At 69.1% G+C, this 14429-nt stretch carries 15 protein-coding genes; 6 read left to right on the forward strand and 9 right to left on the reverse strand.

The genetic code is table 11. The features are described 5' to 3' along the window. Positions 1-13: 13 nt before the first annotated feature. A complete protein-coding gene (locus tag P2PM1_RS14860; protein WP_186399588.1) occupies positions 14-709 on the forward strand; it encodes an aspartate/glutamate racemase family protein in 696 nt (231 codons plus the stop codon). A 6-nt stretch (positions 710-715) separates the two neighbouring features. Here P2PM1_RS14860 and P2PM1_RS14865 read toward each other — a convergent pair whose 3' ends face one another. Continuing rightward, on the reverse strand, positions 716-1306 hold the full coding sequence (locus P2PM1_RS14865) for a helix-turn-helix domain-containing protein (protein ID WP_186399589.1): 591 nt from the start codon (positions 1304-1306) through the stop codon (positions 716-718). A 147-nt stretch (positions 1307-1453) separates the two neighbouring features. On the opposite strand from P2PM1_RS14865, the gene P2PM1_RS14870 reads away from it, so the two are divergent. The 3 genes from P2PM1_RS14870 to P2PM1_RS14880 all read left to right on the forward strand — a co-directional run bounded on the left by P2PM1_RS14870 (position 1454) and on the right by P2PM1_RS14880 (position 3963). Next, positions 1454-1846, forward strand: coding sequence for a hypothetical protein (locus tag P2PM1_RS14870; RefSeq protein ID WP_186399590.1), 393 nt, complete (start codon positions 1454-1456; stop codon positions 1844-1846). 77 nt (positions 1847-1923) lie between these two features. Continuing rightward, positions 1924-2445: a copper chaperone PCu(A)C gene (locus P2PM1_RS14875; RefSeq protein ID WP_186389105.1), complete on the forward strand. Its 522-nt coding sequence runs from the start codon at positions 1924-1926 to the stop codon at positions 2443-2445. Between the two features lie 132 nt (positions 2446-2577). Beyond that, entirely contained in the window at positions 2578-3963 is a 1386-nt protein-coding gene (locus P2PM1_RS14880; RefSeq protein WP_186399591.1) for a PepSY domain-containing protein, read from the forward strand. A 57-nt stretch (positions 3964-4020) separates the two neighbouring features. Here the strand turns inward: P2PM1_RS14880 and P2PM1_RS14885 are convergent, their stop codons facing one another. Beyond that, positions 4021-5010, reverse strand: a complete 990-nt coding sequence (locus tag P2PM1_RS14885; protein ID WP_186399592.1) for a nucleoside recognition domain-containing protein — start codon at positions 5008-5010, stop codon at positions 4021-4023. A gap of 116 nt (positions 5011-5126) precedes the next feature. Between P2PM1_RS14885 and P2PM1_RS14890 the strand changes: the two genes are divergently transcribed. Continuing rightward, positions 5127-5585: an Lrp/AsnC family transcriptional regulator gene (locus tag P2PM1_RS14890; RefSeq protein WP_186399593.1), complete on the forward strand. Its 459-nt coding sequence runs from the start codon at positions 5127-5129 to the stop codon at positions 5583-5585. Positions 5586-5720: 135 nt separating this feature from the next. Here the strand turns inward: P2PM1_RS14890 and P2PM1_RS14895 are convergent, their stop codons facing one another. The 6 genes from P2PM1_RS14895 to P2PM1_RS14920 all read right to left on the reverse strand — a co-directional run bounded on the left by P2PM1_RS14895 (position 5721) and on the right by P2PM1_RS14920 (position 12519). Beyond that, positions 5721-6131: a DUF3830 family protein gene (locus P2PM1_RS14895; RefSeq protein ID WP_186389109.1), complete on the reverse strand. Its 411-nt coding sequence runs from the start codon at positions 6129-6131 to the stop codon at positions 5721-5723. A gap of 74 nt (positions 6132-6205) precedes the next feature. Beyond that, a complete protein-coding gene (locus P2PM1_RS14900; protein WP_186395332.1) occupies positions 6206-6934 on the reverse strand; it encodes an amino acid ABC transporter ATP-binding protein in 729 nt (242 codons plus the stop codon). A 2-nt stretch (positions 6935-6936) separates the two neighbouring features. Then, positions 6937-9846: an FAD-dependent oxidoreductase gene (locus tag P2PM1_RS14905; RefSeq protein WP_371636761.1), complete on the reverse strand. Its 2910-nt coding sequence runs from the start codon at positions 9844-9846 to the stop codon at positions 6937-6939. A gap of 16 nt (positions 9847-9862) precedes the next feature. After that, the gene (locus P2PM1_RS14910) at positions 9863-10753 is read right to left on the reverse strand and encodes a dihydrodipicolinate synthase family protein (protein WP_186399595.1); all 891 of its coding nucleotides are present in this window, start codon (positions 10751-10753) and stop codon (positions 9863-9865) included. Between the two features lie 22 nt (positions 10754-10775). Then, entirely contained in the window at positions 10776-11468 is a 693-nt protein-coding gene (locus P2PM1_RS14915) for an amino acid ABC transporter permease (RefSeq protein ID WP_186399596.1), read from the reverse strand. A 406-nt stretch (positions 11469-11874) separates the two neighbouring features. Then, entirely contained in the window at positions 11875-12519 is a 645-nt protein-coding gene (locus P2PM1_RS14920) for a GntR family transcriptional regulator (protein ID WP_186399597.1), read from the reverse strand. A 74-nt stretch (positions 12520-12593) separates the two neighbouring features. Between P2PM1_RS14920 and P2PM1_RS14925 the strand changes: the two genes are divergently transcribed. After that, the gene (locus P2PM1_RS14925; protein WP_186389115.1) at positions 12594-13319 is read left to right on the forward strand and encodes a GntR family transcriptional regulator; all 726 of its coding nucleotides are present in this window, start codon (positions 12594-12596) and stop codon (positions 13317-13319) included. Between the two features lie 6 nt (positions 13320-13325). On the opposite strand, the gene P2PM1_RS14930 is transcribed toward P2PM1_RS14925, so the two are convergent. Continuing rightward, positions 13326-14354 (reverse strand): phosphotriesterase, encoded by a 1029-nt coding sequence (locus tag P2PM1_RS14930; protein ID WP_186399598.1) that lies wholly within the window; start codon positions 14352-14354, stop codon positions 13326-13328. Between the last annotated feature and the right edge of the window lie 75 nt (positions 14355-14429).

Consider the following 14429-nt stretch of genomic DNA (forward strand, 5'->3'; position numbering starts at 1 on the left):
ATGGAGCGCGGAAATGGCCCGACATGTCGGCATCATCGCCTGTTCGGCGGAAGGGGCGGCGGAGTGCTACCGCATCCTCTGCGCGGAAGCCGAAGCCCTGCTCGGGGCGCATGGCAATCCGCCGGTCAGCCTGCATATGCAGCCGCTCACCGACTATGTCCGTCATCTGGAGGCCGGCCGCGCCGATCTCGTCGGCGAATTGATGCTGGACAGCGCCCGGCGGCTCAAGGCCTCCGGCGCGGACGTGCTGATCTGCCCGGACAACACCATCCATCAGGGCCTGCCGCATGTGGCGGAGCGCCTGCCCCTGCCTTTTCTCCATATCGCCGAGGTGGTGGCGGAAGAGGCCGCGCGGCGCGGCTTCCGCCGGCTGGCGCTGACCGGCACGGTGTGGCTGACGGAGAGCGACGTCTACCCCAAGGCGCTCGGCAGGCAGGGCATCGCGACCGTGCTGCCGACGAAGGCGGAGCGGGCGGAGATCGGCCGCATCATCATGGACGAGCTGGTGCGCGGCAGGCTGGAACCCTCGGCCGAGGCCTATTTCGCGCAGGTCATCGGCCGCATGGCGCGCGAGGACGGATGCGATGCCGTGGTGCTCGGCTGCACGGAAATCCCGCTCCTGATGAACGGCGGCAACTCGCCGCTGCCGACGCTCGATTCGACGCGGCTGCTGGCGCTCGCCGCCCTGCGCCATGCGGTAGCGGCGTAAACGCTGTCAGCCGTGCTCGATGATCAGCACGGCGCGGGTGTCGGGCACCAAGGCCTCGAAGGTGTGAGGGGCGTCCGCCGGATAGGCGGCATAGTCGCCGGCGGCAAGCTCGACCTCGCACCCTCGCGGCCCCAGACGCGCGCGGCCGCGGATCATCACCACATGCTCGCGCGTGCCCGGCCCATGTGCCGCAGAGAGATGGCCCGCAGAGAGATGCGGCGCGCCGGGCGCCGCCTCGATCACGTAGAGATCGCGCCGCGTGCCGGGACCGGCCGCCGACAGCAGCCGGGCGAGATAGTCGGCATGGTCCGAGCGGGTCGACGGCCCCTCCCCAGCGCGGATCACCTCGATCTCTTTGCGCGGCGCCTCCAGCAGCGCGGCGACGCTGACGCCCAGCGCATCGGCGAGCCTCCACAGGGTCTCGATGGCGGGATTGCCGCTGCCCGCTTCGAGCTGCGACAGGGTCGACTTGGCAAGGCCGGCGGCGCGGGCCAGTTCGCTTGCCGACAGGCCGGCGCGCAGGCGCTCGCGGCGCACCGCTGCCCCGACCAGCGCACCGATGCCGGTCGCAGCCTCCCTGCCCTCGCCGCCCGCCATTGGTCTGCCTTTCCCCTCTTGCCCGGCCGCGCATCCGGTCGGGTCGGGGCACTATAGGAGCGCGCCCTGCGACGTGTCATCCGCGCGGCGCCGATTTCCCCTCGTGACAGACGCACGCGACACGGCTAGAGACGAGGGATGCACAGCATGAGGCAACTCCTGAAGGACCGGTTGCTGACGTGGTCGATGGCCGCGACGATCGTCCTTGCCATGCTGCTGCAGGGCCTTGTCGCCGCCCATGCCCGCACGGTGATGGCCGCCGACGGCACCAGCCCGGCCTATATCCTGTGCTCGCCGATGGCGATCGCCGATCCGGGCGACGACCATCCGCTCAAGGATCTCGCCCGCGACTGCTGCTCGACGCTGTGCAAGCTCGCCTGCGTCGGCGGCACGCTGACGGCCCCGGCCGCCACGCCCCTGCCCGATCCGGAAGCGGTGGCCGACGCCGCCTCCTGGGCTCCCACCCCGGCTCCGACGGCCACCGACCGTGCGGAAGGACCGCCGCCGCCGGCCCGCGCGCCGCCCCTCGTCTCCATCTGACGCAATCGACCTGAATGACGACCGGCCGTGCCCGATGGCCGCCGGTTCGCCCCTTTGCGACTTATGGAGCATTTCTCATGCGTATCCTGCAGATTGTCTTCGCGATCGGCCTGACGCTCGTCGCGCTCGCCGGCGCCCATGCCCACGGCTACCGGATCGGCGAAATCAAGATCGGCCATCCCTGGACCCGCGCGACGCCGCCGGCCGCCAAGGTCGCCGGCGCCTTCATGACCTTCACCAACGAGGGCGGCACCGCCGACCGGCTGATCGGCGGGTCCTCGCCGGTCGCCGAGAAGGTCGAGATCCACACGATGGAAGTGGTCGACGGCATCATGAAGATGCGTCCGCTCGCCGATGGTCTCGAGGTGCCGGCCGGCGCCAAGGTGGAACTCGTTCCCGGCAGCTTCCACGTCATGCTGATCGGCCTCAAGCAGCCGATCGCCGAGGGCGACATGGTGCCGCTGACCCTGACCTTCGAGAAGGGCGGCGACATCGAGGTCGAACTGGCGGCCGACAAGATGGGCGCCGGCGGCAAGGCGCATGACCATGGCAGCCATGGTCACGGCGAGACGAAGAAGACCGACCACAGCACCCACTGATCCCGGCATCGCGCCGGCCCGGGCTTTCGGGCCGGCGCCGCCGGATCCACTCGAAAAACGGCACCTGGGCCGTCCCGCCGCCGATGCGACCCCCGCGCGGCGGCGAGCGCCCTCCTGCCTGGAGATCCATCGATGACCGATACCACCGCGCCTGGAGCCGGAACGGGGGCGCTCGCCTCCCCGGCCTCCAATTCCGACCTCTACCGCGCCGTCTGGCGCTGGCACTTCTATGCAGGGCTGCTGGTCCTGCCCTTCATGATCACGCTCGCCGTCACCGGCGCGCTCTATCTCTTCCGCGACGAATTGGACGCGATCCTGCACGCGGACCTGAAGCGGGTGGAGATCCGCGAGACCCTCGCCAAGGCCGCGCCCTCCGCCATCGTTGCGGCCGCGCTCGACGCCCATCCCGGCACGGCGGTGAAATACACCGATCCGCCGGTCGCCAACGCCTCGGCCGAGATCACCGTCAGGGCCGACACGGGCCAGCGGCTCGCCGTCTATGTCGACCCCTATGACGCGACGGTGCTCGGCGCCCTGCCCGACCGCGGCACGGTGATGTGGACGGTGCGCTACCTGCACAGCCTGCGCTATTTCGGACCCACCGTGCGCAGCGTGATCGAGATCGTCGGCGGCTGGGCGATCCTGCTGGTCGGCACCGGCATCTATCTGTGGTGGCCGCGCGGACGCGGACGCGGCGGCGTCACCAGCGTGCGCGGCACGCCGAAGAACCGGATGTTCTGGCGCGATACGCACGCGGTCACCGGCATCTTCGTCGGCGCCTTCATCGTCTTCCTGGCGATCACCGGCATGCCGTGGTCCGGCAACTGGGGCGCCAAGGTCAACGAATGGGCCAACGGCCACAATTTCGGCTATCCGTCCGGCGTGCGCGTCAACGTGCCGATGTCGGACGTGAAACTCGCCGAGACCGGCCAGACCGCCTGGTCGCTGGAACAGGCGCGGATCCCCAACTCGACCGACGCCGCGCCGCAGGCCCGCGATATGGGCATCGACCGGGCGGTGGAGATCGTCGACGGGCTGGGGCTGCACCGGGGCTATGCGCTGGCGCTGCCCACCTCGCCGACCGGCGTCTATTCGGCCTCGGTCTATCCGGACGACCTTTCGCAGCAGCGCGTCGTGCATCTCGACCAGTATAGCGGCAAGCCGCTGGTCGACATGACCTATGCCGATTACGGCCCGCTCGGCAAATGGCTGGAATTCGGCATCAACGTGCATATGGGCCAGGAATTCGGCCTCGCCAACCAGATCCTGCTGGTGGCGGTGTGCCTGGCCATCGTGATGCTGGCCGTCTCCGCCGGTGTGATGTGGTGGAAGCGGCGGCCGTCGGGGAGCCTCGGCGTGCCGCCGATGCCGACGGACCCGAAGGTGTTCCGAGGCCTGCTGGCGATCCTCATCGTCGGCGGCATCGTCTTCCCGCTGGTCGGCGCCTCGCTGCTGGTGATGCTGGCGATCGACCTCCTGGTGATCCGCCCGCTCGGCAAGCGCGCGTCGGCCCGCTGAAGGCAGGACAAAATGGCTCGCGGCGGCCTTGGCTGCCGCGAGCATCAGGCGCCCGGCTCAGCGCGCTTCGGCCTCGACCTCGCGCAGCATGGCCCGCGCCCGCGCCGGTTCGGCGAACAGGATCCAGTCCGGGATCAGCGACACGAGCCTTGCCAGCAGCGCGGTCGCGACCACCGCGAAGAGCAGCCGGCCGAAGAAGACGCTGGCGAAATCCGCCCCCACCGCGACGACCAGCAGCGTGTCCTCGATAAGGCTGTGGGCAAAGCCCATGAAGGCGCTGGCGAGGAACACCTGACGCGGATCGACCCGCGCCTCCCGCGCCTCGCGGATCAGCAGGCCGCCGCCATAGGAAATGCCGAGCAGCAGGCCGACGGAGGCGAACGGCACCGCCGGCGGGGCGATGCCGGCAAGGCGGAACAGCGGCACCAGCGCGCGGATCAGCCGGTCCATGATGCCGGTGACCTTGAGGATGTCCATCAGCCAGCACAGGCCGAACAGGATCACCAGCATCATCAGCAGCGTCTTGCCGAGGCCGATGGCAAAGCCGGTCCAGGTCGTGGTTTCCTCCATCGGCATCCACACCGGCGACAGCGGCGTGGCGAGCCAGCCGGTGGCGGAATAGAGCTGGTGCAGCAGCGCGGCGCAGGCGAGACCGCCGGCAATGCGCAGCACCGTGGTGATCCAGAACCCCGGCCCGGCGCGCTGGATGATGCGCTGCTCGATGGGCAGCGCATGGGCGAAGAGCAGCAGCGTCGAGAAGACGGTGATGTCGGCAACGGTGAGCTCGGACACCGGCACCAGGGCGAAGACGATGATGATCGCGCCCCAGATGCCGATCAGCAGGCCGGTGAGCCAAGCGAGCGCGATCTCCGGCGGCAGGCCGTAGAGCTGCATCACCGGCTCGAAATAGGGGGCCATGGCGCGGATGGCGCCAAGGCGCGCCAGGATCTCCACGATCACCATCACCGGCACGATGATGCGCACCAGTTCCCAATAGATCCCAAGGGTTTCGCGGTTTCGCTGGATCAGCCGCGCACGCACCGACATTCGAGTCACTCCAACAGTTTCCTGCGCTAGCGATACCGCAGCCGCGCGGCATTTTTGGTCAAACTTTGCAAGTTCGTGCAATTTTATTGCATAGTGCCGCGACCTCCGGAGGCGCCATGGACCGCATCGACAGAAAGCTTCTCAACCTGCTGCAGGACGACGCCGCGCGCACCAATGCCGACCTTGCCGAGGAGGTCGGCCTGTCGCCGTCGAGCTGCCTGCGCCGGATCCGCCGGCTCCGGGCAGCCGGCGTCATCGACCGCACGGTCGCGATCCTGAACCCGGTGCGCGCCGGCAAGGGTCTGAAGGCCATCGTGACGGTGGAACTGGAGCGCCACGGCGAGCAGCACACCCGCCGCTTCCTGGCGCTGGCGGACAGCGAGCCGGCGGTGGTGCAGGCCTATAGCGTCAGCGGCGAGGCCGACGTGGTGCTGATGCTGCGGCTGTCCGGCATGGAGGAGTTTGACGGCTTGTGCGAACGTCTGTTCCGCAACGAGACCAATGTGGCGCGCTTCTACACGATGTTCGTGATCCGCACGGGCAAGGAAACCACGGCGATCCGGCTGGCGCCGTGAGACAGGTAAGACGGGAGGACGCGGCGATGTGGGTGCGCGCGCCGCGCTTCCACATCGCCTTTCTGGTGCTGGCGCTGGCGGCCGAGGTCTTCTGGATCCTCGATCCAAGACGCCGTGCTCGACCGAGCCGGAAAGTCAGGCCGCCTCGAAGCGGATGTCCTGTGCGCCTTCCCACAGGACCTTGCGGCCGAGCTCGGGCAGCTTGTCGAGGTTCGAGGTCAGCGTGACGAAGTGGTTGCCGGCGAGCTGGCCCATCTTCGAGGAGAAGTCGACGCCGCCATAGGCGAGCAGGATCTCCGTCTCGCTGATGCCGCCGGGATAGAGCAGGATATGGCCCGGCGCCGGGTGGCTGGTGTGGTTCTCGTAGCCGACGCCGAAGGACAGGTCGCCGAGCGGGATCCACACGCCCTCGCCCGACCAGCGCACATGCACGATCTGCCCGGCAAAGGGCATGCGCGCCAGGAACGCCTTGCAGGTCTCCGGCGCCTTCTCGGTTTCCAGCACCGCGTCGAAGGTGAAGGGGCCGGCGGTGATCTTGATCTTCATGTCATTTCTCCCTTGGTGGTGGTTCGCGGCCGGCGCGCGGGAGGCGGTCGCTGCCCCGCGCCTCGGCCGAATGGTCAGTGATGCAGGATCTTGCCGAGGAAGGCCTCGGTGCGCGGATTGTGGCGGGCGGTGAAGAACTCCTCGGTCGGCCGGTCCTCGACGATCTCGCCCTGGTCGATGAAGACCATCCGCGTGGCGACGCGGCGGGCAAAGCCCATCTCGTGGGTGACCACCATCATCGTCATGCCCTCGCGCGCCAGCGAGGTCATCACGTCGAGCACCTCGGAGATCATCTCCGGATCGAGCGCCGAGGTCGGCTCGTCGAACAGCATCGCCTTGGGGTTCATGGCGAGCGCCCGGGCGATCGCCACGCGCTGCTGCTGGCCGCCGGAAAGCTGGCCCGGATACTTGTGCGCGTGTCCGGTCATGCCGACCCGCTCCAGCAGTTCCATTGCCCGCTTGCGGGCGACCTGCTGGCTGCGGCCCAGCACGATGCGCTGCGCCAGCATGATGTTGTTCTCGATGGTGAGATGCGGGAACAGCTCGAAATTCTGGAACACCATGCCGACCAGCGAGCGCAGCTCGGGAAGGTTGGTCTGCGGGTCGTTGACCTCGACCCCGTCGACCCGGATCGAGCCTTGCTGGATCGGCTCCAGCGCATTGACGCATTTGATGAGGGTCGACTTGCCCGAGCCGGAGGGGCCGCAGACGACGACGACCTCGCCCTTGGCGACGCTGGTCGAACAGTTCTTCAGGACGGGGAACTTGCCGTAGTATTTCGTCACTCCGGTGATCTCGATCATGGTCACCCTCCTTGGAAGCGGGACATGGAAAAGGCCGAAAGGTCGCGGCCGGGATCGCGGCCGCGCACCAGCGCCGCCGTCACCTGCCCGACCAGCGGGCCGAGCGTGTAGCCGTTCGACGTCACGGCGTTGAAGAAGCCGGGCATCGCCGGGTGTTCTCCGAGGATCGGCGCGCCGTCGATATTGATGTTCATCGCCGCCCAACTGCGGATCACATGCAGCTTGCGCAGGCCCGGCACCACGTGCTGGGCGACCCAGAGATTGCCCTCGAGGCTGGAAAACAGCGGGCGCGGATGGCTGTGCACGGGGTCGAGCCCGGCCGTCCAGCCGCCGCCGATCAGGAAATTGCCGTTGGCCGCCTGCTTCAAGGTCAGGTGCCGGTCGGCATGGGCGACGAGATGGGAGACGGCGGGCGCGGCGGCCTCGGTCACCACCATCTGCAGCGGCGCGCCGAAGACGGGAATGTCGAGCCCGAGCATGGCGCCGATGCGGGCGGCGAAGGCACCGGCGGCATTGACGAGGCGCCCAGTGCGCAAGGACCCGCGCGAGGTCTCGACGACAAAGCCCGCGCCCTCGCGCCGGATCGCCAGCACCTCGGTGCGGTCGAACACGCGCGCGCCGGCGGAGACGGCGGCGTCCAGCACATGACGGGTGGCGACCAGCGGATTGATCTTGCCCTCCTGCGGGCAATAGGCGGCGCCGATCATCGCCGGCGACAGGCCGGGCTCCAGCCGGGCGAGATCCGCGCGGCCGATCACCTGGCAGTCGATGCCGTGGCTGCGCTCGAGCCTTGTCTTTTCCTCCAGGAAGCGCAGATGCGCCTCGGTCTCGGCGACCATCAGCCCGCCCGTGATCTTCATCTCGAAGTCGCGGCCGAGCCGCACTTCCAGCTCCCGCCACAGGTCGATGGAGGCAAGCTGCAGCGGCAGGGTGCGGGCGGCGGCACCGCCATCGCCCTCCGCCTTGGCGCCATGGTCGAAGGAGAGCAATTGGGCATGCAGGCTGCCGGCATTGCCGCCGGAGGCGAGCCCGCCGGGAAAGCCGCGCTCGACCACCGCGACCTCCTCCCCTGCCTCGGCGAGGAAGAGCGCGCTCGCAAGGCCGGCGATGCCGGCACCGATGATGAGCGTCGCGACCTCGCGGATCGGCAGCGGTTCCGGAGTGTCCAGCGGCGGACGTTCGGGCAGGAGCGCCCGCTTGTGGCCGCCCCATTCGGGCTTCTCGACGGCGAGCGCGGCCAGCGGCACCGGGCGCAGCGGCATCTGCGGGGCAAGCAGGCCGTTCGTCTCGCTCGCCGGGCGGCCGGCCAGCGCGGTCAGCGTGCGCCCGCAATAGCGGCCCTGGCAGCGGCCCATGCCGGCGCGCGTCAGCCGCTTCAAGGTGGCGATGTCCGGCGGGCCGCCGGCGGCGGTCTGCCGCAGCACGCTTAAGCCGACGCTTTCGCAGCGGCAGGACAGCGTGGCGCCAGCCTCGGCCTGCGCGTCCTGCGCCGGGCGGAACAACTGCCACAGCGCCGCCTGGAAGCGGCGGGCGCGAGTGAGCCGGCGCAGCGCGGCCGGATCGGGCTCGGCGGCAAACCCGAGCTTGCGCGCAATGGCAAGGCCGGCAAGGCGCCCGGCGGCCATGGCGACATGGGCCCCGCCGAAGCGCGCCGCTTCGCCGACGATATGGACACAGGGATCGGAGCTTTCGCCGGCCTCGTCGCAGCGGGCGACCAGCGTGCCGTCGCCGGCAACCACATGGGCAAGGCCGAGCAGGCGCGACAGCTCGTTGGACGGGGCGAAGTCGCCGCCGATGAGCACCGTATCGACCTCGCACACCTCTTCGCCGGACGGACCTTCGAGGCGCACGGCCTGCGCAGAGGTCTCGCCCAGCACCTCGACGGCGCGGGTCTGCCAGCGGATGGAAACGCCGGCGCGCTGCAGGGCGGCGATCTCGCCCATGCCCTTCAGCGCCAGCGCCGGATCGGCCTGCAGGATGGCGATGGCATCGCGCGGGCTCGACCAGGGCGCGCGGGCCCGGTCGGCCAGGCACACGACCTCACCGCCATGGCGCAGGATCTCGCCGGCGACCTGGATATTGAGCGGACCGTTGCCGGTGATGGCGAAGCGGCGTCCGGGAAGGCTCGCATAGCTGCGCAGGAGGGTCTGCGCCGCGCCCGTGGTCATGACGCCCGGCAGGGTCCAGCCGGGGAGCGCGGCCGGCCGCTCGAACGCACCGGTGGCGATGACCAGCATGCGCGGGTGCAGATAGAAGGCGCCGTCCGGGCCGAGGCAGCCGAGGACGGGGGCGCCGTCCGGCTGGCGCTCGGCGCCCCATACGGTGACGCCGGAGAGGAGTTCCACGCCGCAGGCGCGCGCCTCGGAGACGAGGCCGGCGCCGTCCCGCGCCTGCCGGTCGCGGGCGAGCGCATGGCGCGCCTCCCGCGTGACGGGCTGCTTGTAGAACTGGCCGCCGGCAGCGGGCCGCTCGTCGACAAGGGTGACCTTGGCGCCGGCACCGGCGGCGGCAATGGCGGCGGAAAGTCCGCCCGGCCCCGCGCCGACGACCAGCACGTCGACGGCACGAGAGGGCAGTTCCGCCGGCACGGGTGCAAGATCGGCGAGCGCCGGCGAGAGAATGTCGGGCCGCGGAGCCTGCCGCTCGACCCGCATGCCGTCCTGCACCTTGGTCATGCAAGCGCGCTGGCTGGTGCGCCCGTCTATGGTGACGAGACAGTCGTGACACACGCCCATGCCGCAGAAGAGCCCGCGCGAACGGCCCGCCGCATCGCGCGAGAAGGCGGACCGCCCGCCGGCCGCAAGGGCTGCGGCGACGGACGCGCCCGGATCGACACGGTGCGCCTCCCCGTCCAGATGGACGGTCACGAGGTCTGGGGCCGGCCTGGCGTCGTGCGGGGCCGCAGCGGACATGGTCATCTGCCTCCGGTCAGTTCTCGAAACGCAGGCCGAACCGCTCGACCAGCGCCTTCATCTGCGCATCCTGCGCGGGCGGCAGCGGCAGACGCGGCGGCAGCGGCGCGCCGGTCGCAAGGCCCATGTGGGAGAGCAGCGACTTGGTGCCCGCGACATAGGCCTGCCCGCCGACCGCCTGGATGATCGGCAGCCACTCCAGATAGAGCGCGCGGGCCGCATCGTAATCCTTGTCGTCGGCAGCAAGCGTGAAGATGCGCGACATCGGCCCCGGCGCGACGTTGGAGGCGACCGCCACCCAGCCCTGCGCACCCATGACGAAGGACTCGAACCCCAGGATGCCGCCGAACGGCACCATGCGGTCGCCGGCCAGGCGGACGATGTCGCGGATGCGCGTCACCTCGAGGGTGGATTCCTTGACGTAGTCGCAGCCGTCGATCTCGGCGATGCGGGCCAGCAGCTCCGGCTTCATGTCGACATTCGACGTCGCCGGGTTGTTGTAGACCATGATCGGGATCGAGATGGCAGCGGCGATGGTGCGGTAGTGCTCGACCAGCTCGTCGTCGGTCGGGGTGGAGTAGAACGGCGGGATGATCATGACGCCGTCCGCGCCCATCTCCTGCGCCTTGCGGGCGAGCCGGACGCATTCGCGCGTGTCCTCCGCACCGGTGCCGATCAGCACCGGCACCCGGCCGGCCACGGTGTCGATCACCGTGCGCGCCACCGCGTCCTTGTCCTCCTCGGACAGCGACAGGAACTCGCCGGTGGAGCCGAGCGGGATGAGGCCGTGAACGCCCTCGCGGATCTGCCAGTCGGTGAAGGCCGCGAGTGCTGAAAGGTCGGGCCTGCCGTTGCCGTCGACCGGCGTGATCATCACGGTGAAGACGCCGCGAAATTTCGTGGACATGTGAAGGTACCCTTATGGAGATTCAGCGCTTTTCCGTGAGACCCACGGCGGCGGTCGACTGGCCGAACCGGCGTTCGATGCGTCGCTGGACGAAGTCCCAGAGCGTCGTGAGGATGAGGTAGTAGAGGGCCGCGACCGCGAAGAGCTCCAGCACCATGAACTTCTCCTGGATGAGCACCTGCGTGCGGCGCAGCAGCTCCTCCATGGAGATGACCGAGGTGACGGAAGTCGTCTTCAGCAGGCCGTTCACCGAGTTGCCGAGCGGCGGGATGATCACCTTGAAGGCCTGCGGCATGATGATGTAGCGCATGATCTGGCGCTCGGTCATGCCGAGCGCCCGGGCGGCCCGCGACTGGCCTTCCGGCACCGCCTCGATGCCCGCACGGATGATCTCGGCGAGATAGGCCGCCTCGTTGAGGGCAAGGCCGATCAAGGCCGCCTCCACCACCGAGAAGCGGATGCCGAGCTGCGGCAGCGCCGTGTAGATGACGATGAGCTGCACCAGGAGCGGCGTGCCGCGGAACAGCCAGATGTAGAACCAGGCGATGCCGCGCAGCACCTGCAGCTTCGACCGCCGCATCAGGGCGATGAGGAAGCCGAGCAACAGGCCGCACAAAAGCGAGACGCAGGTCAGCCAGATCGTCGTGAACACGCCTTCGAGAATGTAGGCGTTGGTGAGATAGTTGAAGAAACCTGACCAGTTCCAGACTGACATGGTGGGCCTTTCTGTGCGGGCCTTCCTGTGCGGGCCTTTCTATCGGGCGCGGCAGGCCGCGGGCGACGGCGCCGCCCCCGCGCGGCGCGGACCGACGGGCGGCCACGGGCTCGCGGAAGCGGAACGGGTCGACCGACGGGCAAGCGCCAGCGACAGGGTCGCGGGCCTCCCGGCCGGGAGGCGTCACGGGGTGAGATGGGGCCACGGGTTGGTTTGCTTTTCCCGCATTCATTTGGTATACCGATTTAATACACAGCAACGGAGCCGGCGCAAGTCCCTTTGTCGGACCTGTGCACGGACCTTTCGAAACGCCGCGCGTCCCGCTCCTTGCGAAGACGACGCGTGCGAGACAACGAGTGAGCGAAAGACCGAGATGGCGCCCCGACCCTGCCGCCCGGCGGCGATTTCAATAGGTGGAGAGTACCCGCTGGCGGACCTTGTCCAGATGCCGCGCCATGGCTTGGCGCGTGGCTTCGGGATCGCGCGCGGCGAGCGCGGCGAGGATCTCGCGATGGTCCTCAAGGCCCGGCTTGCGCTGCTCGAGCCGCCGCTGGCGCTCGAAGATCGTCGTGTAGCGGCGCATCTGGACGATGGTCTCGGCCATGAACGGGTTGCCGCTGGCCTCGCCCAGCCCCTGGTGCAGCGCATCGTCGAAGCGCCAGATCGTCGCCGGATCGGGATCGGGGTCGGCCTCGATGGCGTCCAGCATCGCGGACCATCGGCGCAGCACCGCCTCCGGCAGGTCCGGGCAGGCGAGCGCGGCGGCCGCCGGCTCGACGAGCAGGCGCATGGCGAGGCTGTTGAGATAGTCCTTCAGCGTGATCACCCGCACGGTGAGCAGGCTCTTGCCGTTGCGCACCAGGAGCCCCTGCCCCTCCAGCCGGCCGAGCGCGTCGCGCATCGGCGAGCGCGAGACGCCGAGGCGGGCGGCAAGCCGGCGCTCCTGGATGACGACGCCTCCGGCAAGCTGCGCCGACAGGATCTCCTCCAGCAGGGCGCGATAGGTCTCGTCCGCGAGACTTGTCTCCGTGCCGGTGTCCTGCTCGGCCATGCGCCGTCTCCACTTCCCTATTTGACGATCAGGACTGCTATGCCGCATGGCTGTAGCCAAGGAAAGTCTTTCGCATGAGGCAGGATCCGCGCAGCGACGAGACGGGGGAGGAGCAAGCCAAAGTGAGCGTGACGGAGGAAAGCGGCGGCAGCGCAGCGGGTCGGGGAAGCCACAGCCTCGCCGCGCTGGCCTACAACGCCGTGTCGGACATGATTCGCCACCGCAAGCTCAGTGGCGGCCATGTCATCGTCGAGGCGCGGCTGGCCGAGACGCTCGGCGTCTCGCGCACGCCCTTGCGCGAGGCGCTGCAGCGGCTGGAGGGCGAAGGCCTCGTCCACAAGGGCGAGGGGCGCAACTACGTGGTCCGGCACGTCGATATCGGCGAGTATATCCAGAGCCTGAAGCTGCGGCTGCTGATCGAGCCGGAAGCGGCGGTGCAGGCGATGGGCAGCATCCCGCGCCGCAAGCTGATCGAGGTCCGCCGCGAGATCGACGAGTTGATGGGCGCGACCAGCTATCACACCGATGCCCACTGGTTCTCCGACGACCACCTGCACGGGCTGATCATCGACCATTGCGGCAACGACGTGATGGCGCAGGTGCTGCGCAACCTGCGCGCCACGACGCGGCTGTTCGAGATCGGCCAGTTGAAGGACCGGCTGACGCCCGATTCGACCGAGCACCTGATGATCATCGACGCACTTCAGCGGCAGGACGCCGACGACGTGCGCCGGACAGTGGCGAACCACATCGTCAGCCTGATCGACTTCGCCCGCAAGCACCTCAACATGACGGACTGAGCGCACTCAAACGAGCGTCAGCAGCCGCGCCGGCGTCTCTTTCAGCAGCAGGTCGATCTCGGATTGCCCGAAGCCCCGGTCGCGCATCAGGGGAACGACGTTGCGCAGCATATGCGCATAGCCGTGGCCGCCATGGCATTGCAGCCGCGAGCGGGTGCAGATGTCCTGCGACAGGACGACATTGCCACTGAGCCCCTCGTCAAACAGCCGACGCACCGCATGGATGCGCATGTAGTCGGTCGGCAGGTCGGCGACCGCCATCCAGTATTGCGACTGCTCGATGCCGAAGAAGTCGTACTCGACGACGCAGCCGCGCCGGGCCAGCGCGACGACCGCGTCGACGCCGTCATAGGTGCGGTCCATATGGTCGATGATGACGCGGGAGAGGTCGGCGCCTGCCGCCTGAAGCACGTCGAGGATCTCGTGCGGGGCGTCGGGATGGCGGCCGGGATGGACGGTGATGGCGGCGCCGGTGCGCTGCTGGGCAATGGCGCCTGCGGCAAGCGAGCGCCGCTCGAACGGCGTCAGCGGCCAGGAGCAGCCGATCTCGCCGATGATGCCGCAGCGGATATCGGTGCCCCAGGCGCCCTCCTCGACCTGCGCCGTGACGATGTCGGCCAGCGCCTCGACCGGCAGCGCCAGCGTCGCCGCGTCCTGATAGCCTTGCGTATAGAAGCCGGCGCCGAGCACCACATGCACGCCGGTCGCCGCCGAGAGCGCGGCGAGCCCTTCCGGGTCCGGACACAGCCCGCCGGTGGTCATCTCGACGATGGTGCCGCCGCCCGCCTGCGCGAAACGGCGCGTCTCCGACGTCGCGATGGCAAGGTCCTGGAGCCGGTGATTGCCGTGATAGTCGTTCGGCCGGTAGGTGACGTCGAAGACGTTTTCCAGCGTGATCTCGACCTCGGGCAGGCCGCGGCCGCGAAGCGCCGGCGGGGTGAGGTCGCACAGCAGATGCTCGTGCATCAACGTGTAGCCCAGCGCCTGCGGCGCGACCGGCCCGCACACCGTCCGAACCGTCCCCGCATGCGCCATGCCGCCCTCCCGAATTCGTCGTTTTTGCCCGCTTGCGGATCGCATATAAATGGTATACCGTACGAATACAATAAA

Source organism: Stappia sp. P2PMeth1 (assembly GCF_900185735.1).
Lineage (GTDB): Bacteria > Pseudomonadota > Alphaproteobacteria > Rhizobiales > Stappiaceae > Stappia.